At 56.1% G+C, this 19760-nt stretch carries 27 protein-coding genes and 1 tRNA gene; 13 read left to right on the top strand and 15 right to left on the bottom strand.

Annotated features, from left to right (window positions below; translation table 11 throughout):
* The first annotated feature begins 784 nt into the window (after positions 1-784).
* The 5 genes from AC07VF_RS04075 to AC07VF_RS04055 all read left to right on the top strand — a co-directional run bounded on the left by AC07VF_RS04075 (position 785) and on the right by AC07VF_RS04055 (position 3167).
* A complete protein-coding gene (locus tag AC07VF_RS04075) occupies positions 785-1072 on the top strand; it encodes a hypothetical protein (RefSeq protein WP_495008148.1) in 288 nt (95 codons plus the stop codon).
* On the top strand, positions 1069-1383 hold the full coding sequence (locus AC07VF_RS04070; protein ID WP_495008147.1) for a hypothetical protein: 315 nt from the start codon (positions 1069-1071) through the stop codon (positions 1381-1383). Before AC07VF_RS04075 ends, AC07VF_RS04070 begins: the two co-directional genes overlap by 4 nt.
* An 84-nt stretch (positions 1384-1467) precedes the next feature.
* The gene (locus AC07VF_RS04065) at positions 1468-1794 is read left to right on the top strand and encodes a hypothetical protein (protein WP_495008146.1); all 327 of its coding nucleotides are present in this window, start codon (positions 1468-1470) and stop codon (positions 1792-1794) included.
* The gene (locus AC07VF_RS04060) at positions 1778-2002 is read left to right on the top strand and encodes a LexA family protein (RefSeq protein WP_495008145.1); all 225 of its coding nucleotides are present in this window, start codon (positions 1778-1780) and stop codon (positions 2000-2002) included. The genes AC07VF_RS04065 and AC07VF_RS04060 overlap by 17 nt, the downstream gene beginning before the upstream one ends.
* 460 nt (positions 2003-2462) lie before the next feature.
* Positions 2463-3167: a hypothetical protein gene (locus AC07VF_RS04055; protein ID WP_495008144.1), complete on the top strand. Its 705-nt coding sequence runs from the start codon at positions 2463-2465 to the stop codon at positions 3165-3167.
* Here the strand turns inward: AC07VF_RS04055 and AC07VF_RS04050 are convergent, their stop codons facing one another.
* From AC07VF_RS04050 to AC07VF_RS04035, 4 genes are all read right to left on the bottom strand, one after another.
* Positions 3168-3371 carry a hypothetical protein gene (locus AC07VF_RS04050; protein ID WP_495008143.1) on the bottom strand — a complete coding sequence of 68 codons (204 nt, stop codon included), beginning with the start codon at positions 3369-3371 and terminating at the stop codon, positions 3168-3170.
* Between the two features lie 56 nt (positions 3372-3427).
* Complete coding sequence (locus AC07VF_RS04045; protein WP_495008142.1) at positions 3428-3631, bottom strand: hypothetical protein; 204 nt, start codon at positions 3629-3631, stop codon at positions 3428-3430.
* Positions 3632-3830: 199 nt separating this feature from the next.
* Positions 3831-4046, bottom strand: coding sequence for a hypothetical protein (locus AC07VF_RS04040; RefSeq protein WP_495008141.1), 216 nt, complete (start codon positions 4044-4046; stop codon positions 3831-3833).
* Positions 4047-4147: 101 nt separating this feature from the next.
* The gene (locus AC07VF_RS04035; RefSeq protein WP_495008140.1) at positions 4148-4618 is read right to left on the bottom strand and encodes a hypothetical protein; all 471 of its coding nucleotides are present in this window, start codon (positions 4616-4618) and stop codon (positions 4148-4150) included.
* Positions 4619-4706: 88 nt separating this feature from the next.
* On the opposite strand from AC07VF_RS04035, the gene AC07VF_RS04030 reads away from it, so the two are divergent.
* On the top strand, positions 4707-5564 hold the full coding sequence (locus AC07VF_RS04030) for a phosphoadenosine phosphosulfate reductase domain-containing protein (RefSeq protein ID WP_495008139.1): 858 nt from the start codon (positions 4707-4709) through the stop codon (positions 5562-5564).
* Positions 5565-5575: 11 nt separating this feature from the next.
* Here the strand turns inward: AC07VF_RS04030 and AC07VF_RS04025 are convergent, their stop codons facing one another.
* The gene (locus tag AC07VF_RS04025; RefSeq protein ID WP_495008138.1) at positions 5576-6346 is read right to left on the bottom strand and encodes a hypothetical protein; all 771 of its coding nucleotides are present in this window, start codon (positions 6344-6346) and stop codon (positions 5576-5578) included.
* Positions 6347-6526: 180 nt separating this feature from the next.
* Between AC07VF_RS04025 and AC07VF_RS04020 the strand changes: the two genes are divergently transcribed.
* Entirely contained in the window at positions 6527-7192 is a 666-nt protein-coding gene (locus AC07VF_RS04020; RefSeq protein WP_495008137.1) for a hypothetical protein, read from the top strand.
* A 111-nt stretch (positions 7193-7303) separates the two neighbouring features.
* Here AC07VF_RS04020 and AC07VF_RS04015 read toward each other — a convergent pair whose 3' ends face one another.
* Positions 7304-8107, bottom strand: a complete 804-nt coding sequence (locus AC07VF_RS04015; protein ID WP_495008136.1) for a hypothetical protein — start codon at positions 8105-8107, stop codon at positions 7304-7306.
* 250 nt (positions 8108-8357) lie between these two features.
* Between AC07VF_RS04015 and AC07VF_RS04010 the strand changes: the two genes are divergently transcribed.
* From AC07VF_RS04010 to AC07VF_RS03990, 5 genes are all read left to right on the top strand, one after another.
* Positions 8358-8684 (top strand): hypothetical protein, encoded by a 327-nt coding sequence (locus tag AC07VF_RS04010; RefSeq protein WP_495008135.1) that lies wholly within the window; start codon positions 8358-8360, stop codon positions 8682-8684.
* Complete coding sequence (locus AC07VF_RS04005) at positions 8681-9271, top strand: hypothetical protein (protein ID WP_495008134.1); 591 nt, start codon at positions 8681-8683, stop codon at positions 9269-9271. The genes AC07VF_RS04010 and AC07VF_RS04005 overlap by 4 nt, the downstream gene beginning before the upstream one ends.
* 272 nt (positions 9272-9543) lie before the next feature.
* On the top strand, positions 9544-9852 hold the full coding sequence (locus AC07VF_RS04000; protein WP_495008133.1) for a hypothetical protein: 309 nt from the start codon (positions 9544-9546) through the stop codon (positions 9850-9852).
* 26 nt (positions 9853-9878) lie between these two features.
* Positions 9879-10091, top strand: a complete 213-nt coding sequence (locus AC07VF_RS03995) for a hypothetical protein (RefSeq protein ID WP_495008132.1) — start codon at positions 9879-9881, stop codon at positions 10089-10091.
* A complete protein-coding gene (locus AC07VF_RS03990; protein ID WP_495008270.1) occupies positions 10091-11203 on the top strand; it encodes a tyrosine-type recombinase/integrase in 1113 nt (370 codons plus the stop codon). The genes AC07VF_RS03995 and AC07VF_RS03990 overlap by 1 nt, the downstream gene beginning before the upstream one ends.
* 88 nt (positions 11204-11291) lie before the next feature.
* On the opposite strand, the gene AC07VF_RS03985 is transcribed toward AC07VF_RS03990, so the two are convergent.
* The 9 genes from AC07VF_RS03985 to thrS all read right to left on the bottom strand — a co-directional run bounded on the left by AC07VF_RS03985 (position 11292) and on the right by thrS (position 18765).
* Positions 11292-11368: transfer RNA gene (locus AC07VF_RS03985), tRNA-Pro, on the bottom strand.
* Between the two features lie 108 nt (positions 11369-11476).
* Positions 11477-11833 carry a MerR family transcriptional regulator gene (locus AC07VF_RS03980; protein ID WP_074887387.1) on the bottom strand — a complete coding sequence of 119 codons (357 nt, stop codon included), beginning with the start codon at positions 11831-11833 and terminating at the stop codon, positions 11477-11479.
* The gene (gene ihfA / locus AC07VF_RS03975; protein WP_002553164.1) at positions 11814-12116 is read right to left on the bottom strand and encodes an integration host factor subunit alpha; all 303 of its coding nucleotides are present in this window, start codon (positions 12114-12116) and stop codon (positions 11814-11816) included. Before ihfA ends, AC07VF_RS03980 begins: the two co-directional genes overlap by 20 nt.
* A 3-nt stretch (positions 12117-12119) precedes the next feature.
* The gene (pheT, locus tag AC07VF_RS03970) at positions 12120-14498 is read right to left on the bottom strand and encodes a phenylalanine--tRNA ligase subunit beta (protein ID WP_495008131.1); all 2379 of its coding nucleotides are present in this window, start codon (positions 14496-14498) and stop codon (positions 12120-12122) included.
* A gap of 32 nt (positions 14499-14530) precedes the next feature.
* On the bottom strand, positions 14531-15547 hold the full coding sequence (pheS, locus tag AC07VF_RS03965) for a phenylalanine--tRNA ligase subunit alpha (RefSeq protein ID WP_065991532.1): 1017 nt from the start codon (positions 15545-15547) through the stop codon (positions 14531-14533).
* 104 nt (positions 15548-15651) lie between these two features.
* Positions 15652-16008 carry a 50S ribosomal protein L20 gene (gene rplT, locus AC07VF_RS03960; RefSeq protein WP_007905879.1) on the bottom strand — a complete coding sequence of 119 codons (357 nt, stop codon included), beginning with the start codon at positions 16006-16008 and terminating at the stop codon, positions 15652-15654.
* Positions 16009-16036: 28 nt separating this feature from the next.
* Positions 16037-16231: a 50S ribosomal protein L35 gene (gene rpmI / locus AC07VF_RS03955; protein WP_003442181.1), complete on the bottom strand. Its 195-nt coding sequence runs from the start codon at positions 16229-16231 to the stop codon at positions 16037-16039.
* Positions 16232-16291: 60 nt separating this feature from the next.
* A complete protein-coding gene (gene infC, locus AC07VF_RS03950; RefSeq protein WP_172613086.1) occupies positions 16292-16843 on the bottom strand; it encodes a translation initiation factor IF-3 in 552 nt (183 codons plus the stop codon).
* Positions 16843-18765 carry a threonine--tRNA ligase gene (gene thrS / locus AC07VF_RS03945; RefSeq protein WP_133771115.1) on the bottom strand — a complete coding sequence of 641 codons (1923 nt, stop codon included), beginning with the start codon at positions 18763-18765 and terminating at the stop codon, positions 16843-16845. Before thrS ends, infC begins: the two co-directional genes overlap by 1 nt.
* A 389-nt stretch (positions 18766-19154) precedes the next feature.
* Between thrS and AC07VF_RS03940 the strand changes: the two genes are divergently transcribed.
* Positions 19155-19469, top strand: a complete 315-nt coding sequence (locus AC07VF_RS03940) for a hypothetical protein (RefSeq protein ID WP_133771120.1) — start codon at positions 19155-19157, stop codon at positions 19467-19469.
* The last annotated feature ends 291 nt before the right edge of the window (positions 19470-19760 follow it).

Below are 19760 nucleotides of genomic sequence, written 5' to 3'. Positions count from 1 at the left end.
TACCTGGAACGCTCTAACTCTGACAACGCTGCATCGGAAATCCCCCGACCTACGACGTACGGGAGGCTTAAGCCGAACAGAGCGATTCATGGCGATCTCTGATGCGGACAAACCATCATGACTTGACGCTGCCCCACGCGCCGCTAAGGGATGGAGCCAGGAGGAATCTTATGCTCCCAAGTCTCACGGAAAGTGTCCTGTACGCAACACCACTTAATCCAAGCCGAGCCGCAGTCCCCGCAAAACATCGGGACGCCAGTCAGGCTTAGAAGTCGAATCACAGCACCACTACGCTCCATGCGCCGTGAGTCCGGCGGTGCAACGCCAAACTCTCCGGGTTTAACCAGCTCCACGCACAGGTGACAGAGCACGATGGCACTTCCCGACGACGAGGTTTAAGAAGAATCGATCATACATTTCCGGGGTGACGGCATCTAGCTATCAATCCGAAAGACAGGCATTCCTCACCGCCTGTTCTCCTCTGCCCATTCGTCCGATCGCTCCTACGTCATTTAATCAAAAAAGTAGCCACTGCCAACCCAGTGAGCGCGCTGCGGAGGATTTGCAGCCATGTAAACGACATTGACCCGACCTACCGCAACAGGCGGCGCCGGCGAGCAAGGCTCACGTAGGGAGGCCTCGTGACAAGCGATATCGAAAGCCCCACGTCGATGGGGCTTCTTTTACCCAGCGTTTACCCGTCAGCACTCTCCCCTGCGCCCAATCGGCCTATGTCAGGCGGCCAGAGTGCTGACAAGTGAACGCACCGAACTGAGGAAAGGATATGGACTCACAGATACAACAGCGCGTGGATGGCCTGAACGCTATGCGCGCCCGCACTCATCTCGCCACAGCGGAGTTCTACGCAATGATCGGGAAAAAGCCGCCAGCCCAGACGATCCGCTATCAGGTGATCCGCAAGAGCGCAGACGCTTGGCATGTCGTTGAGATCAGCACCGGTAAAGTCCGCGGCTTCCGCTTCGGCTACAAGGAAGCGGTCAATTACGCTCAGGTGCTAGAAGCGCGCCCCGGAGGCGTGGCGATCAGCCTGTTGCGGGCGGTGCCCCAGTGATCGGCCAAAGTGTGTCGGATCAACACAAGCAGGCGATCACGCAACTCGCCGCCCAGATCGACCACTACCTCGCCACCGGCCACCGTATCCAGCGCATCGACCAGGGCGTCAGCGCCAACGCGCCGCTGCTGGGCACCACAAATCATCATGAAACGCTCAAGGCCAAGCGCGCTAGACGTGCGCCGCACATTAGCGCACTGGCCGAGTCTGGTCTGAATGCGCGCGAGATCGGTATGAAGATCGGCATCGATACCCGCACCGTCGCACTCACCGCCCGAGAGCACGGCATCACCTTCATCACTGCTAGATGACGCGGCGTCTATTCAAGTGCGCGAACCAGCGTCGGCGGCAGACTTGGCTCAGTTTGCCAGTGCACCAGATCGGAGAACCACCCAATGGAACAGACGGCAGCCGCCAAGCACGCAGCGGCGTACCGGCTCAGGCAGAAAGAGAAGAAGAACCAGCTGGGGATAACGACCCTAACGATTGAATTGGCGCAGGGCATCGCCGCCCAGCTGCCAGATTTTCTGAAGCTGCACAGCTTCGACAACGCGCAGGAGCTGTATCAAACCTTGGTGCTTTACGTTCTTCGAGCGCCTGCTGAGGAAGCTGCGCGGATTCTCACGCCTCACACGTCAGGTTTCGTAATCACAGAAAACATGATGCATCAGTTAAAAGCGGCCGGCCTGGCCAAGGTGGACCCGGATGCAGACGAAGAATGAACTCACCCCATTGCAGACAGAGACCTTGGCGTTCATCGCCGGGTATATCGCTCAGCATGGCTACTCGCCGACTATCGCGGAGATCGCCAAGGCCCAGCGCGTGAACGTGAATGCGATCGGCGACCGAATCGTGAGGATGGTGAAAAAAGGCGCTCTAACCAAAGCTGACGGCATTGCGCGCAGCATACGGCCCGTGACGGAGGCATAACATTCAGCGCTGGATGTTATACATACTGAAGACCTGCGAGGACACCCGCCACGGAACAACGTTATGGCCAATCGTTGCGCGGAAAATAGAGCTGACTATCAGCAAGAGGCTTTGCGTGTAACTGCAGAATGATCCTTACATGCCAGGCTAAGTGTTGTCAGCCTTCAGAGCTGCGTGACCTCGGGCAAGGCCAGCGGCAACGGCCTGATCTTTCGTTTTGAATTCTCCTTCGCGTAAAGGCATCAATGACCTACCGCGCGCGTCGATGTCTAAGATATCCCAGCCTTTGCTCAGGCCATAGTTCGAGACCTGCACAGCGACTATGCCGTCAGACTCGCGTGATAAAACTGACATTCATTACTCCTCAGCCCGACCCCGTGCCGGGCACCACGTACAGCCTACCACCAACTTAGTCGCCACCGTTCCGTATCGAAGGACGGCGCATGCCATGGAGAAAACCATGAAATACCTCGCCCGCGTCAATCCGAAGTACTTCGCAGCCATCCACCAGTGCGCCGCCAAGGGTGATGTTCGCTATTACCTAAACGCCGTCCAGATTGAGCCTCATGCCGCCGGTGGCGTCCTCATCGTTGCCACAAACGGTCACTTCATGGGCGCCATTCACGACCCCGACGGTTGGATTCATCCTGAACACAAGTCGGTTCTCATCGGCACGGTCTCCAAGCGAATGCTGTCTGCCTGCGCAGCCCGCAAAGGACCGGACGGCGAGCCACCCGCGCTACTCTGGATCGCGGAAAAATTCTCGCTCATCACCAGCCTGGCCGACGTGTCGGAAGAGCCAGAGCTGTTCGGAAAATCCTCGCACCTGACCGAGAAAACCGAACTTGTCGACGGCGTGTTCCCCAACTGGCGCCGCGTTATTCCAAAGAAACGCCAGAAATTCGAGGGTTCGTATCCGTGCTTTAACGGTGAATACCTGGAGATATTCAACAAGATCGGCGTAATGCTTTCTGGGCAGAAGCGTTTCGGAGGTGGCGGGATGCACCTAGAAACTGGCGAGGACAACGGCTCAGTAATCGTGCGGTTCAATCGCCTTGACCTGAACGAGCTCTTTGTCGGCGTGCTCATGCCGATGCGCGGCGAGGACTTGAAAGGGTTTCTGCCGGCCTGGACCAAAGCAGAAACCGAATCTGAAGCTGCCTGATCAGTGGATCGCTGGCAGCGCATCAGCCGCCGCCTCAATTACACTGGATGCCTGGGCGACATCCTTTGCGTCGTAAGCCTTGTCATTGAGCATCGACTGAAACGCTGTCTCCGCAAGCTCATCGATATCAATGTAGAGCTCTTGCGCAGCAGTGAGCACTGCTTTCAACGCAATCTTTAACACTTTTTCCCTTTCTTTACTCATTACGGCCTCCTTTCCTGTGGAACGGGCAAGCTTACGCCATTAGCGAAGTGGTTGTATCAGAGTTTCAAAGCATCAACCGCCAACTCTATTTCGCGAATGGCCATCGGTACGTGCTCCGCGTCATAGGCCCTGTACTGCAGAAGCTCATCAGCAGCGGCTTCGCATATCTCATCCAGATCCAAGCCGCGCTTTTTTGCCACGTTGAGTACTGCTTTGAGTGCCAGTGACAATCCAAGCGCTCTGGCCCTATCTGTGATCATGACCGTCCCCTTCAATGTGGAACGGTTAGCGTAGACCAACCTCGGGCGAAGAGCCTCTTTGGAGGCGAAAACACGTGACCGAACACTGTGCCGTAGGAGATGAGCTGTGCCTCCTGCCAGCACTGCGTCTTTTCAACAAAGGGATCCGGCAATTCAGCACACCCTATAGAGAGAAAATCACGCCCATGACGCCGTTCCTTCACTCTGCGTCTGGATCGTCATAATTCAACACCTCCGCCGCCTTCTCTATTGCGTTGATAGCAAGCGCAACGGCCGGTGACACACCGCTCGGAACAACCATCAGGGACTCAATTGCAGTTTCACACAGCTCATTGATATCGATGTGCAGAGATCGCGCCGCCGAAAGCACCGCCTCAAGCGCGATTGAATAAATCAACCTGTCGTCTTCGCTCATGACCGTATCCCTTCCTGTGGAGCGGTAAGCGTAGGCCATTTTCCCGATTGCAGAAAATCGACTCAGAAACGTCAGATTTTCATAGCCGAGAACTGCTAACTTTAGATACGTTCTTTGGCGTCCAAATGCCTTTGCGTTCTGTAGTACCAAAGGATGATTCCGAAGAGAAAAGTAATTAACGAAATCACGGAATAGATAATGTATCTACTTCTCAATGTGGCTAACTCGCCTTCCAAGCGTCGGACAATTTGCAGCTTATAAGTAGCCGGCTCAACTTTAATTCCAAGTTTATTGAATTCCTGCTGAAAAGCGGCTGCCCGGTCGAATTCGGCCTTTTGCTCATCGGCGGTTTTTGCCTGAGTACCAAACTTGTCGTAACGCATTTCTAGAGCTTTCAGTTCGCGGGAAGAAGCTTCCATAGCTGAATTCAGCTCTAAGGCACTAACCATCCACTCATCCTTTTTGTTTTGGACTTGCTCCTTGCGCTGGTTGTAATCGAAATAAAAAAACAGGATGCAAATGAGTCCCGAGATCGCGAGAAATTTGTACAGGTTATCCGTTGGTGCTTGCATTTCTATCTCCTTATAAGGCTGGGCCCACGGCCCAGGCAGCACAGAAATATCCCATTTTTGCGAATCACGCCACTGGCGAGGATCCCTCATGTCTCCCTACAAAATGTCCGGGACGACTGTCGTCAGCTTTTCCGGCGGCCGAACAAGCGCGTACATGCTGCGCCAGGTGCTGGACAGCAACGATGATCACAGTGACCTGATCGTCACTTTCGCCAATACCGGAAAGGAGCACCCCGCCACTCTGACTTTTGTTCAGGAGTGTTCTGAGCGATGGGGTATGCCGATTGTCTGGCTGGAGTTTCGGGATGACGAAGTCGGTTTTGCAGTTGTTGACTTCGCCAGCGCCAGCAGGGCCGGCGAGCCCTTCGAGGCACTGATACGGAAACGAAGCTACCTGCCGAACCCTGTCACCCGCTTCTGCACCATCGACCTGAAAATCAGGATCATCCACAAGTACCTTCGCAGCCTGGGGCTATCTACTGAGGGCGATCCGGTCGACATGATGACGGGAATTCGAGCTGATGAGCCCCGTCGAGTTGCAAAGATCCGGCACCGCAAAACGACCAGCGAGAGCAAGCACGCAACGATGGTGATGCCGCTGGCGGATGCCGGCGTAGGCGTGCACGACGTGACCGAATTCTGGAAGGCCCAGCCTTTCGATCTGATGCTGCCGACGATTAATGGCCGGACTCTGGAAGGCAACTGTGACCTGTGCTTTCTCAAAGGCGCCAAGCAGGTCTACTCGATCATCGCAAGCGACAGAAAGAAGGCTGAGTGGTGGGCGCGCATGGAGCGCACCGCCGTATCCAGCACCAGCGTGACCGCCGACGGCGCGCTGTTCCGCTTCGACCGACCAAGCTATCAGCAGATGCTCGACTACTCCGACACCCAATTCGACATGTTTGCCGACCACGACGAAGCGATCGCTTGCTTCTGCGGAGATTGAACGTTAGCTCTCTACTTCTTGCTGTACAGGCTTTCATAGTACACAGCTTTAAGGTTTACAATCTTCTCCGAGTTTTTCGGAAGGACCGATGTATTTCCGTCAAAGTGACCATCGGCAATACCGCCAAGCACAAACCTGTCACCGTAACCAGCAAGGACCACATACGACTTGCCCTCCATCGCGAAGGTAGGGAACGCAGTCTTAAACATAGCAGCTCGCCCCCCGACCCCCTTTATCATCAAGCAAACTATCAATAAGATGCCGAATACAGCCACAACCGACTTTAAAGTCTGCCATACAGTCGGGGCGTTAGTTTCAGGCTGCACACCATCAAAATTACGGATGTTTTCTCCATCCGCAGCTTTGGAAAACGCTTCATCCCACCCCACGCGACGCGCCATCCATGCCACTCGAAGAAAAGCAATAGCCAAGAAAAAAAGCGACAAGATCCAACCGGCCCAAGCGAATAATGAATCAAAAGAAGTTATGTAAAGTGAAATCGAAGTGAACCAGACAAACATTAACTGCAATGCCCACCAACGGCTCCTCCGATTTCGATTCACAAAGCCCATATATAAAAACAGGCAAGTAAAAGCCAAGAAAGGTAGCAGCGTTACCAAGCATACTAGCAGCGATATGAGTATCGCTTTCAGATCAACTTCAATTAATTCGAATGAGATACCAAAAGCTTCAGCATAACCAATTTCAAACATCCAAGCCGTGACATACGCAACAACAGGAGCAACTGACAAAACTACGCCTTCTCTAAAAATCAAGCTCATCTTGAACGTCCTATACCTGTCGTTCCTTCTGAGTGTATATGAAAGCAAGAACAGTTAAATGCGTTCACGTTCAACGCATGCAGGTTGAGCCCGCGGCACCCACGTAGAAATCGAACTGGCCACCCACTTGGGCATGGCTGTCATTCAAGCAAGCGGCATCGTTTCGCCGCAGGAGGGGTTATGAGCAATCAAGCAAAGCGTTTGAGCAATTGTGCTGCGGAGCGCCTGGCGCAGTGCCGTGGTGGGGTGGTGCCGCCTGCTAGCCTGCAGCCGGAGGTTTTGGCAGTCGTTGCTCAAACGGACAGTATCTTCCCGGAAACACAATTGGATCATCGTGACGCCATCGAGTTGGCACCAGTCGGAACCGAGCTGATCGACCGCGCCCACTTCACCCGCCTCCAGGCCGAGGTGTCAGCCTTACAGCAGCGCTTGAACATCGCTGATCAGCGGGTGTGCGACCTGCAATCGGAGCTGACCAAAATGCGGTCCGGATTTAGCAACCTTCGAGACGTTGCCCGTGATTGCGAACATCTTGCGAGCTCCTACTGCGGTTCGATCGATGGCGTAGAGGAACATGGCGGCGACGACCATGAAGACCCGACATGCGCTATCTGGCATCGGCTCTATTACGCCATGTTCGACGCCGACAAGGCACTCGCACACCAACCCGTGCCAGCGCCAAACGAGGAAGACTGGCACATGAACCCATGCAAGCAGGGGCACGGCGACGTCGGCGCGTGCGGCGGCAAGGCCTTCTGTCACACCTGCGACGAAACGATTACCGCCACCACCACGCAAGAAGCCTTCGAGCAGTGGAGCGCGACACACCCTGCCAACCCGAAGTAACCCTGCTGCGCATGCGGCGAGTGATCGTGCACTCATGGAAAAATCAAAACGAACAACAGCCTTTGAGCTCAACGGCAGCCCGCGCCTGCTACTTAACGGTTTCCCCCAGCATCAACCACGAGCTGAATGCTTGGCGAGCTTGCCTTTAGCGACCACCCTGTTTTTCACCTGCTCTGCCAGCTTCGAATAGGCTGGCGATTGGCGAAAGCTAAGAGCAAAGATCAACATATTCGTATTCAAAATCTTAAAGCCATCGAGCGTCGCTTTATTTATGGTCCCGCCGACGTACATATTAAATCTGATACCAAGGATGGTGAAAACATGGCTAATCTCTCCTTTATACCGGTTAGAAGTCGGAAAAGACATAAACGCCGTCATACCTTCGTCAGTATTCACCTCAAGGATGAAACGTACAGCATCCAAAGTACCCTCACCTAAGAGAAACTTTCTAAACACAGCCTCGTACTTATCGCCCAGAGATTTTCTGTAAGGATCGCCCCCATAGCCCCAGTTCCAAACCTGAGCCCGCCAGAACACACTGGCCGCAAAATACGTCAACCCCGCTGTTATCTCTGTTTCGAGCTTGGACGCATCATAAGCTTGATACGCATCTGCGGTTACACAAGGCCCGTTGCGTCGCAGCTTCTCGAGGAGTGGGAAACCGTCGGAAGTCGCCCATAAATAACCCATAATCCGCTCGCCATGTTTTGAGAAAAGGTCTTCGCACGAGCGGCACAAGAGTTCCATGGTCACTTGCTTATCATTGTGCGCGGCAGTTCCTTTAAACGAATCAATTCGAACAGGCGATAAACCACTATACTCACCTTGCCCCCTAACATGCGGATACGCTGCCGAGGGTATGAAGTGGCTATCTATAAGTTTTCCTTTTTCTTTCTCACACAATGCGCAAATCATCAGCGTCCTCCTTGATTAATGCTTCTAATACTCTTTAGAAACAAAAGTGCATCCCAGTGCACATGTATCTTAGACCGCTCCAGTGCCTTTCGGACGTTATAACTGGACCAGTCGCCAGGCATCAAATCGAATCCCGCACAACGATCCAACCCAAAGCACCGCCGCTGAGTAATAGCAGCGAGCGGATGCCCTTACAACCCTCCCACACCCAATTCCTATTGCCTGCTGCGTATGCGGCGAGGACGAAGTCATGCCTGAAGACATCAAACTGATTCAAGTCGCGCCAGTGGTGCGAGACGAAAACGGCTTTTTCCAGCACCCCGATCTGCCGGACTTCGATGAAGGTGACGGCGACAAGTGCAAGGCTTGGATTGCCAAACAAGGTCTGCAGGTAAAGATGATCAGCCTGGAGTACCACAGCGACGAAGCAGTATCTGAACGCTACTTTGAAGCCGGCGACCCGGACTGCAGTTACTGGGAACCCGACCGGCCAGACGGCGAAGAATGGTTCTGCCTTGCGATCCACGATACAGATGACGGTCCTGTGTGTTGGTGGGCTCGGAGCATACAGCCATGATCATCGACGACATCATGACCGACAAAATTACGCTGCACGGCCTGGGCTTTGTCCAGGTGCAGTTGGAGGGAAATCAACGCCTGCACGTCTGGCACCCGGAACTGCCGCGCCGCGCCTGCTTCGAAAACTCGGCGATTCACGATCACCGCTTCGACTTCGTATCGCGAGTGCTGGTCGGCACGCAGGTCAACCACTGCTTTGACATGCAACGCCATGACGCCGGGGACTTCGTCCTTTACCTGCATGAAGGCAAGCGCAGCGCCAACGGCGGCCGACCATGGACGCCGGACGGACGGGCCATTCTGGAGCGTGGCCCGGTCTTCGAGGTTCGCGCTGGTAACGACTACGGCACACGGGCCTACGAATACCATCGGACAGAGCCAGGCGGAGACGGCCGAGTCGCAACAATCATGCAGAAGCAGAGTGAGTTCCCAGCGGGCGCCCACTCGACATGCCGCTTCGGCGTACAGCCCGACGCAGACTTCGACCGCTATCAATGGTCGCCGGCCAAGCTGTGGGAGGTGGTGACCGACGTGCTGCTCGGGCGTTTGATATCAGGCCCATCCAGCGAATCCTCACCTTCGTAAACTGCGAGGACTTCAGGGACGTCGTAAAGCACACCTGGCGTTCTCGATACCAGAACAACCACGGCGCATGGCGCGTTGCATGGTTTGCAGGCGCCAACGCCAAGTATCTCTTGTGATGCATAGGTTTGATTTGAGCGCATAGAAACCTCGGCCGGTGGATGTATTCATCCTACACGTCCAGATAATTCCTGCTTTCAGCGCCAAAATTTGCGCTCACTGCCCCTTCCCCATCTATCCACATGCCTGCCGGTGTCGGCGGGCAGGAGATTCCTGTGTCCAAAGAAAACCCGATTCATCAGCAAGACCAGGCCCTGATTGAGGGCATTCATTCACAACACCTCGAAAGGATCGGCGTCCTGGGTGATGAGGCGATTCAGTTTCAAGACGCCTCCTACGCCGTCGGCAGGCAGCGCGGTGTAAAGGAAGCAAACGAAACGCTGCTTGCCTTGGTGATCCGGATGCGCAGCTACATGGATCAGGCAGGCATCGAATCGAGGCTCGAAAGCATGAACCCAATGGAGAAGCTGGCTTCGGACCCCGACGTCGCGCTCGAGGCATTCCGCCCACTCAACCCCGCATAGACCCCCGGACGGGGAAGAGGCATCCCATGAAGCGTGAACTGATCAAGATCAGCGAATTCCAGCGGCGGCGCTGGGGCGAAAACGGAACACCGCCCTGCCCTCAGGCAATCCGTAACTACATCCGAAACGGCAAGCTTCCGGGCGAGCAGATCGGCAAACTCTGGTATATCGACTGGGCGGCATTCAACAAAGCTGCCGGCAACGACCTCGTCGCGATGGTATTGAAAGGAGCTGCATGATGGTCCCACGGCCGCGCAACAAGTCGAACAGAGGCTTGCCGCAGAACCTTTACCTGGATGACCGGCGCGGGACATACCGGTACCGGCGCCCAACTGATGGGAAGTGGTTTCAGTTCGGCACCGATCGGGTCAAGGCTGTGGATGCGGCCAAGCAACTGAATTTGGCATTCATGCAGGGTGCCGACCTGGTCGGCGTAGTACTGGGCGAATCAGCCGAGCTGTTCACCGCCTTCCTGGATGATTACGAGAAGAACGTGCTGCCGCCGCGCGAGCTGTCGAAGGGAACGCTCGGACTTTACGCCGTGCACTTCCGCAGATTCCGACGTGAGTTCGAAGGAAAGGCTGTCGATCAGATCTCGATCCGCATGATCGCCCAAATGCTTGACCTGTTGACGCCGCGCACGGCCAACCAATGCCGGGCGCTGCTGATCGACATTTTTAATCACGCGGCGGCCAAGGGGCTTTGCCCCGACAATCCTGCGGCGAGCACCATCAATCGCATCGAAAAGAAAACCCGCAAACGGCACACGGTCGACGGACTCAAGGCGATTCGGGAGGCAGCACCCGCCTGGCTGCAAAACGCGATCGATTTGGCGCTGATCACTGCTCAGCGGCGCACCGATATCCTCGCGATGAAGTTTGAAGACGTGAAGGACGGCTATCTCTACGTGGTGCAGCAGAAGACTTCGAAGGCCAGTGACGCGGCGTGGATCAGGTTCAGGGTGACGCCCGAGCTGCAGCGAGTGATCAGCCATTGCCGTGACAACGTCGTTTCCCCTTTCCTGGTGCACCGCAGACCTGACCGGAAGAGGCAAAAGCAGGCTGAGGCCAAAGAGCACTGGACCAAGGTTGAGGAGCGTTACTTGACGCGCGCATTCAAGGACGCCAGGGAGACGGCGGATTGCTACAAGGGATGGAAGGAAGAAGAAATGCCAGGCTTTCACGAAGTCAGGGCACTGTCGCTCCACCTGTACAAAAAAGCCGGGAAAGATGGGCAGAAGATCGCCGGGCACGCCAGCGAGGAAATGACCAAAAACTACCAGAAGGAACACTCGGAAGTGATCTGGTCGGAGGCCATTCCGGACCTCGATATCAGCGAAATCGCCGGATAGTTTTGCGCCAGTTTTGCGCGGGTTTTGCGCGAGCCAGCAATGAAAAAGGGAATCGAGCCGGTAAGTGGCTGATTCCCTTTACAAAATATGGTCGGGACGGAGTGATTCGAACACTCGACCCCTAGCACCCCATGCTAGTGCGCTACCGGACTGCGCTACGCCCCGACTAGGCGTTACTCACTGCTACTTCTGTATTACGGGTTCTTGCGAAAGCGTCGAGGAATATACCCTAAGCTTTTGAATGATGGAAGTATTTCGGCTTACCACGTCAAGTCATTTACGCAGCACGACCAGCACGTCTTCCAGCTCGACAATCATCTGTTTGATCAGCTGCTTGTACTGCAGCGAATCATCCTTGACCTCATCGCTGGACATGCGCAAACGCGCGCCGCCAATGGTGAAGCCCTGATCGTAAAGCAGCGCGCGGATCTGGCGGATCATCAGCACGTCCTGTCGCTGATAATACCGGCGGTTTCCGCGGCGCTTGACCGGGTTGAGTTGAGGAAACTCCTGCTCCCAATAACGCAGAACGTGCGGTTTGACCGCGCAGAGCTCGCTGACTTCACCAATGGTGAAGTAGCGTTTGCCGGGGATAGGCGGTAGCTCGTCGTTATGACTTGGTTCCAGCATAAGCCTCAACTCGGGCCTTCAGTTTCTGCCCTGGGCGAAAGGTGACCACACGGCGAGCGGTAATCGGGATTTCTTCCCCTGTCTTGGGATTTCGGCCCGGTCGCTGGCGTTTATCGCGCAGATCAAAATTGCCGAATCCAGACAATTTGACCTGCTCGTTATCTTCCAGAGCGTGCCTGATTTCCTCAAAGAACAGCTCGACCAGTTCCTTGGCTTCTCGTTTGTTCAGGCCTAGCTCTTCGTACAGACGTTCGGCCATCTCAGCTTTCGTCAGAGCCCCCATACGCTACATCCTTAACGTGGCGTTTAACCTTGCCTCTAGCGAGGTGAGAATTTGCTGCGTCGAAGCGTTTACCTCATCGTCGGTAAGAGTGCGCGATGGATGTTGCCAGGTCAAGCCGACTGCAAGGCTTTTTCTAAGCGGATCAATGCCTTTACCCTGGTAAACATCAAACAGCCTGAGGTCTGTGAGCCATTCCCCTGCATTCTCACGAATAACGTCCAGCACGGCGGTCGCGGAAACATCACGATCAGCCAGCAGCGCCAGGTCGCGACGCACTTCCGGGAAGCGTGAAAGCTCATGGAATTTCGGCAGGCGACCGGTCGCCACTTCAGCCAGAACCAGCTCGAAGACGAACACGGGACGATCAAGGCCCAGGGTCTTCGACAGTTCCGGGTGCAGTGCGCCGATGTAGCCCACTTCTCGCCCGTCACGCTCGATACGTGCGGTCTGACCCGGGTGCAACGCGGGGTGGCTTCCGGGTACGAAACGGAAATCATCTTGCGCACCGGCAAAGCCCAGCACAGCTTCAACGTCAGCCTTGACGTCGAAGAAGTCGACGACATCGCGGCCTTGCGCCCAGCCTTCCGGCAGACGGCTGCCACAGATCACGCCGGCCAGCATCGGCTCTTGCTTCAAGCCTTCCAGTTGACCGACAAAACGCAGCCCGCTCTCGAACAGGCGCACGCGGTCCTGCTGGCGATTGAGGTTGTGCTGCAGCGACTTCACCAGACCCGGCCACAGGGACGAGCGCATTGCCGACATGTCAGCCGAGATCGGATTGGCCAGCAGCAGCGGCTCAGCACCCGGGCTGAACAGCTCGAACCATTTCTGATCGATGAAGCTGTAAGTGATTGCTTCCTGATAACCGCGAGCCACCAGCAGACGACGCAACGCTGGCAGATCACTCCGAGCCTCGGCACGCGGTTGCGGTGCCAGGCGCGCCTGCGGGTAACGAACCGGCAGACGGTTGTAACCATGGAGGCGGGCCAGCTCTTCAATCAGATCGACTTCGAGGGTGATATCGAAGCGGTGGCTCGGCACTTCGACGCGCCACTGCTCGATGGCGTGAGGCGCGACGGTGAGACCGAGCGCTGTGAGCAGACGCTCGATTTCCGCTGCGTCCATCTTCATGCCCAGCATCTGCTCGATACGCTCGGCACGCAGAATGATCGGCTCAACCGAAGGCAGGTGCTGATCGCTGACGGTTTCGATGACCGGACCAGCTTCACCGCCCGTGATCTCCAGAAGCAGGCCAGTGGCACGCTCCATGGCTTCACGAGCGAGCTGCCAGTCAACGCCGCGCTCATAGCGATGGGACGCGTCGGTGTGCAGGCCATAGGACCGTGCCTTGCCGGCAACGGCAATTTGATCGAAAAAAGCGCTCTCAAGGAAAATATCGCGAGTGGTCGCGGACACGCCGCTGTGCTCGCCACCCATGACACCGGCGATGGCCAGGGCACGCTGGTGATCGGCGATGACCAGAGTATCAGCGCGCAGGCTGACTTCCTGTCCATCCAGAAGCACGAGCTTTTCGCCCTCTTCCGCCATGCGCACACGAATGCCGCCGTTGATCTCGGCAAGGTCGAACGCGTGCAGCGGCTGACCCAGCTCAAGCATCACGTAGTTGGTGATGTCGACTGCGGCGTCGATGCTGCGGACGTCCGAGCGACGCAGGCGCTCAACCATCCACAACGGCGTAGGACGCGACAGGTCGACATTGCGGATGACGCGACCCAGATAACGTGGGCATGCCGCAGACGCGATCACGTCTACAGGACGCACTTCATCGTGCACGACCGGAACCACTGCCACCTGTGGACGCGTGACGACTGCGTCATAGAGCGCACCCACTTCACGGGCCAGACCCGCGACCGACAGGCAGTCACCGCGGTTGGGCGTCAGGTCGACCTCGATGCTCGCGTCGTCCAGTTCGAGATAAACGCGCACATCCTGACCCACCGGCGCGTCGGCCGGCAGCTCCATCAGGCCGTCATTGCCCTCACCCACCTGCAGCTCGGCTTGGGAGCACAGCATGCCGTCGGACTCGACGCCCCGCAGCTTGGCTTTCTTGATCTTGAAATCGCCCGGCAATTCGGCGCCGATCATCGCGAATGGAATCTTCAGGCCGGGACGTACGTTTGGCGCGCCACACACAACCTGAAAGGTTTCGGCGCCATTGCTGACCTGGCAAACGCGCAGCTTGTCAGCGTCCGGGTGTTGCTCGGTGCTCAACACCTCGCCCACCACAACACCGCTGAAAACGCCCGCTGCCGGGGTGACGCTGTCTACTTCAAGGCCGGCCATCGACAGACGAGCAACCAGCTCGTCGCGGGACACTTGCGGGCTTACCCAGCCACGCAGCCATTGTTCACTGAATTTCATCCTGCTCTCCTAAAGAATTCGTTACGGGCGACCTAGCGAAATTGCGCGAGGAACCGCAAGTCGTTGTCGAAGAACAGGCGCAAGTCGTTGACGCCATAACGCAGCATCGCCAGACGCTCTACGCCCATACCGAAGGCGAAGCCCTGGAATTCTTCCGGATCGATCCCAGACATGCGCAGCACGTTCGGGTGGACCATGCCGCAGCCCATGACTTCAAGCCAGCCGGTCTGCTTGCACACGCGGCAGCCTTTGCCGCTGCACATCACGCATTCCATGTCGACTTCGGCCGAAGGTTCGGTGAACGGGAAATACGAAGGACGGAAACGCACTGCCAGCTCTTTTTCAAAGAACACGCGCAGGAATTCCTCGATGGTGCCTTTCAGGTCGGCGAAGTTGATATCGCGGTCGACCAGCAGGCCTTCGACCTGGTGGAACATCGGGGAATGGGTGATATCGGAGTCACTGCGATACACACGGCCCGGGCAGACGATGCGGATCGGAGGCTTCTGCGATTCCATGGTGCGGACCTGGACCGGTGAGGTATGGGTGCGCAGCAGCATGTTCGCATTGAAATAGAAAGTGTCATGCATCGACCGGGCCGGGTGATGGCCTGGGATGTTGAGCGCTTCGAAGTTGTGGTAATCGTCTTCGACCTCAGGGCCTTCGGCGATGCCGTAGCCGATGTGGGTGAAGAACTGCTCGATTCGTTCCAGAGTGCGGGTGACCGGGTGCAGACCGCCAGTGGTCTGGCCACGGCCAGGCAGGGTCACGTCAATGGATTCGGCCGCGAGCTTGGCCGCAAGATCGGCCTCCTCGAACGACGCCTTGCGCGCATTGAGAACCTCTGTGACACGCTCCTTGGCTTCGTTGATCAGCGCGCCGACCTTCGGACGCTCATCAGCAGGCAGATTCCCCAGGGTCTTCATCACCTGAGTCAATTCGCCCTTCTTGCCAAGGTACAGAACCCGGATTTGCTCCAGGGCATTGATATCTTCGGCGCTTTGCACAGCCTCAAGTGCTTGAGAGACCAGCGCGTCCAGGTTTTCCATGTACAGACTCCAGATACAAAATAGGGGAAGAGCTTACAAGGCTCTTCCCCTATTTATGACGTTTAACACCGAACCCCGAGCGGGGTCCGGTGATTGCCGGGGACTTAGGCCAAAGTGGCTTTAGCTTTCTCGACAATCGCAGCAAACGCCGCTTTTTCGTTCACTGCCAGATCAGCCAGAACCTTGCGGTCGATCTCGATCGACGCTTTTTTCAGGCCAGCGATGAAACGGCTGTAGGACAGACCGTTGATACGCGCACCAGCGTTGATACGAGCGATCCACAGAGCGCGGAACTGACGTTTTTTCTGACGACGGTCACGGTAGGCGTATTGGCCAGCCTTGATTACCGCTTGCTTGGCAACACGGAATACGCGTGAACGCGCGCCGTAGTAGCCTTTAGCAAGTTTCAGAATTTTTTTGTGACGCTTACGGGCAATGACGCCACGCTTTACACGAGCCATGAGTTAATTCCTCTGTTCTTGATCAAAATTAGCAAAGGCGCAGCATGCGCTTGACTTTTGCCACGTCGGACGGATGCAGCAAGCTGCTTCCACGCAATTGACGCTTACGCTTTGTCGACATTTTGGTCAGGATGTGGCTCTTGAAAGCGTGCTTGTGCTTGATGCCATTCGCGGTTTTCAAAAACCGTTTAGCTGCACCACTTTTAGTCTTCATCTTTGGCATGTTCGGATACTCCGCATTCAGTTGATAAACATAACCGCAAGGCCTGCCGTGCCCTGGTGGTTATTTCTTCTTTTTCGGGGCGATGACCATGATCAGCTGGCGTCCTTCCATCTTAGGATGCTGTTCGACCGAACCGTATTCGAGCAGGTCAGCTTCAACCCGCTTCAACAGCTCCATCCCCAGCTCCTGGTGGGCCATCTCACGACCGCGAAATCTCAAGGAAATCTTGGCCCTGTCCCCGTCACTCAGGAAACGTACCAGGTTGCGTAGTTTTACCTGGTAATCCCCTTCCTCCGTCCCTGGACGAAACTTGATTTCTTTAACCTGGATCTGCTTCTGATTTTTCTTGGCGGCAGCAACCTGTTTCTTCTTCTCGAAGATCGATTTGCCGTAGTCCATCAGTTTGCAAACAGGGGGTACTGCATCGGCGGAAATTTCCACCAGATCCAGTTTGGCCTCTTCAGCCTTAAGAAGCGCGTCTTCAATTGACACAATCCCAAGCTGCTCACCCTCAGCCCCAATTAAACGAACCTCACGTGCCGAGATATTCTCGTTGATCGGGGCTTTCGGTGCAGCTCGTTTATCTTGTCTCATTTCACGCTTAATAATAATTACTCCGAATCTTGGCGACCACGCCGGGAAACCGCTTGTGCAAGGAACTCCGAGAACTGGGCGACCGGCATCGAGCCAAGGTCTGCGCCTTCACGTGTACGCACAGCGACAGTTTGTGTTTCAACCTCCCGATCCCCAATCACCAGGAGATACGGAATTTTGAGCAACGTATGCTCGCGGATTTTAAAGCCGATCTTTTCATTTCTCAAGTCGGACTTGGCACGGAATCCGCTTTGCGCCAATGTTTTTTCCACCTCAAGGGCAAAATCAGCCTGTTTATCAGTGATATTCATGATCACTGCTTGAGTTGGAGCAAGCCACGCAGGGAAGGCGCCTTCGTAATGCTCAATCAGGATTCCGATGAAGCGCTCGAAGGAGCCAAGGATTGCGCGGTGCAACATGACCGGGTGCTTGCGACCGTTGTCTTCCGACACGAATTCGGCGCCCAGACGGATCGGCAGGTTGAAATCGAGCTGCAGAGTACCGCATTGCCAGACGCGACCCAAGCAATCCTTGAGAGAAAATTCGATCTTCGGACCGTAGAACGCGCCCTCGCCCGGTTGCAGATCGTACGGCAGACCCGCGCTGTCAAGGGCTGCAGCCAGTGCAGACTCGGCGCGATCCCACAATTCATCGGAACCGACACGCTTCTCAGGACGGGTCGACAGCTTCATTTCGATGTCTTTGAAACCGAAATCGGCGTAGACGGCCATGGTCAGCTTGATGAATGCGGCGGATTCAGCCTGCATCTGTTCTTCGGTGCAGAAGATATGCGCGTCATCCTGGGTGAACGCCCGCACGCGCATGATGCCGTGCAGCGCACCCGAAGGTTCGTTGCGGTGGCAGGCGCCGAATTCGGCCAGACGCAGCGGCAACTCGCGGTAGCTTTTCAGGCCCTGATTGAACACCTGCACGTGGCACGGGCAATTCATCGGCTTGATGGCGTAGTCGCGGTTTTCCGACTCGGTGGTGAACATGTTCTCGGCGTAGTTCGCCCAGTGCCCGGACTTCTCCCACAGGGAGCGGTCGACAACCTGAGGCGTCTTGATCTCGAGGTAGCCGTTTTCGCGCTGGGTCTTGCGCATGTATTGCTCAAGAACCTGGTAGAGCGTCCAGCCGTTCGGGTGCCAGAACACCATGCCCGGCGCTTCTTCCTGGGTATGGAACAGGCCCAGGCGCTTGCCGATCTTGCGGTGATCGCGTTTTTCGGCTTCTTCGATGCGCTGGATGTAAGCCGCCAGCTGCTTCTTGTCCGCCCACGCCGTGCCGTAAACGCGCTGCAACTGCTCGTTCTTGGCATCGCCGCGCCAGTAGGCGCCGGACAGCTTGGTCAATTTGAATGACTTCAGAAAGCGGGTATTCGGCACGTGCGGACCGCGGCACATGTCGACGTATTCTTCGTGGTAGTACAGGCCCATGGCCTGCTCGTTCGGCATGTCTTCGACCAGACGCAGCTTGTAGTCTTCGCCACGGGCCGTGAACACTTCGATCACTTCCGCGCGCGGCGTGACCTTCTTGATGACGTCGTAATCCTTTTCGATCAGCTGCTGCATGCGCTGCTCGATCGCCGCCATGTCGTCCGGTGTGAAAGGACGCTCATAAGCGATGTCGTAATAGAAGCCATCATCAATGACCGGGCCGATCACCATCTTTGCAGTTGGATAGAGCTGCTTGACGGCATGGCCGACCAGGTGCGCGCAGGAGTGACGAATGATCTCCAGACCTTCCTGATCCTTGGGGGTGATGATTTGCAGGCTCGCATCGGTATCGATGATGTCGCTGGCGTCAACCAGTTGACCGTTGACCTTGCCGGCCACGGTGGCTTTGGCCAGGCCCGCACCAATGGATGCTGCGACCTCGGCAACGGATACCGGGTGATCGAAAGAACGTTGACTGCCGTCGGGAAGAGTAATAGTTGGCATGGCGCCTCCTCTCCTAGTGGTGACCCCTACCAAAGGTCACGTGGGTGGGATAGAGCCAGTACGCGATTCGGTGGTATGCCTGCCTCACAGTGGCAGGAGCCCGAAGGCCAACCTGAAGACCGAACCAGAGTGACTGGAACTTACGAAATCGACAGAACTTGCAGCAGGGCAACGGGGCCCCGCGAGATGCGAGCTAATCTGCAGGCGCGCATGCTATCACAGCGTTACCGCAGGGTCAGCTAAACGGTGGTGGGCGCTGCACGGGGATCGGCAAATGAACCGAGACGTAGCGGCGCCACGGAACTGGTGCGCTTCAGGGGCCTCAGATTATCGGTAGTACCTGTTCAAGGCCTGACACCTCGACGGCCACCGACAAAAAGGAATCCACCATGAAGCTTCTACGCGTTGCCGCCCTTCTCGCCCCGCTTGCCCTGACACTGCCCCTCAGCGCTCATGCCGCGATGGATGCGAAAACCAAGACCAGCTACATGAACGAATGCACCACCGCAGCCACCCAGAGCAATCCATCGATGGACGCCAGTGCAGTGAAGGCGCATTGCGAGTGCGGCGCTCAACAAATCAACCAGAACTTCTCGGACAAGGAGATCGCGTCGCTCAATGACAAAACGACGCCTCCCAGTACCGATATGACCTCTCGTCTGCAGGCAGCGGTGAGCAAAAATTGCCTGAACGGCAAAAAATAAAAAATTTACATTTCCTTGATGCCCCAGACCGGGGCGTAAAGAAGTACCTAACGACCGACACCCTGAAGCCCGCGAATTCAGCGGGTTTCAGGGGTTGAAGAAGGGTTCGCCGCTGAACGCGCCGACCGGGCTAAACAGGCCTACGGGGCCCATTTGGGGCGTTATATCGAAGATGCTGACGCAAAGTTCTAATCGAAAAAGTCCAGCATTCACACAATTCGACTATGATAGCGCTCGTGTGCCCAGTTGGCCTGAGCAACACAGCACTACTGAAAATTATGTTCCTGGAGA

Source organism: Pseudomonas sp. GW821-FHT02H06 (genome assembly GCF_059421525.1).
This window is presented reverse-complemented; position numbering and strand designations above follow the sequence as displayed.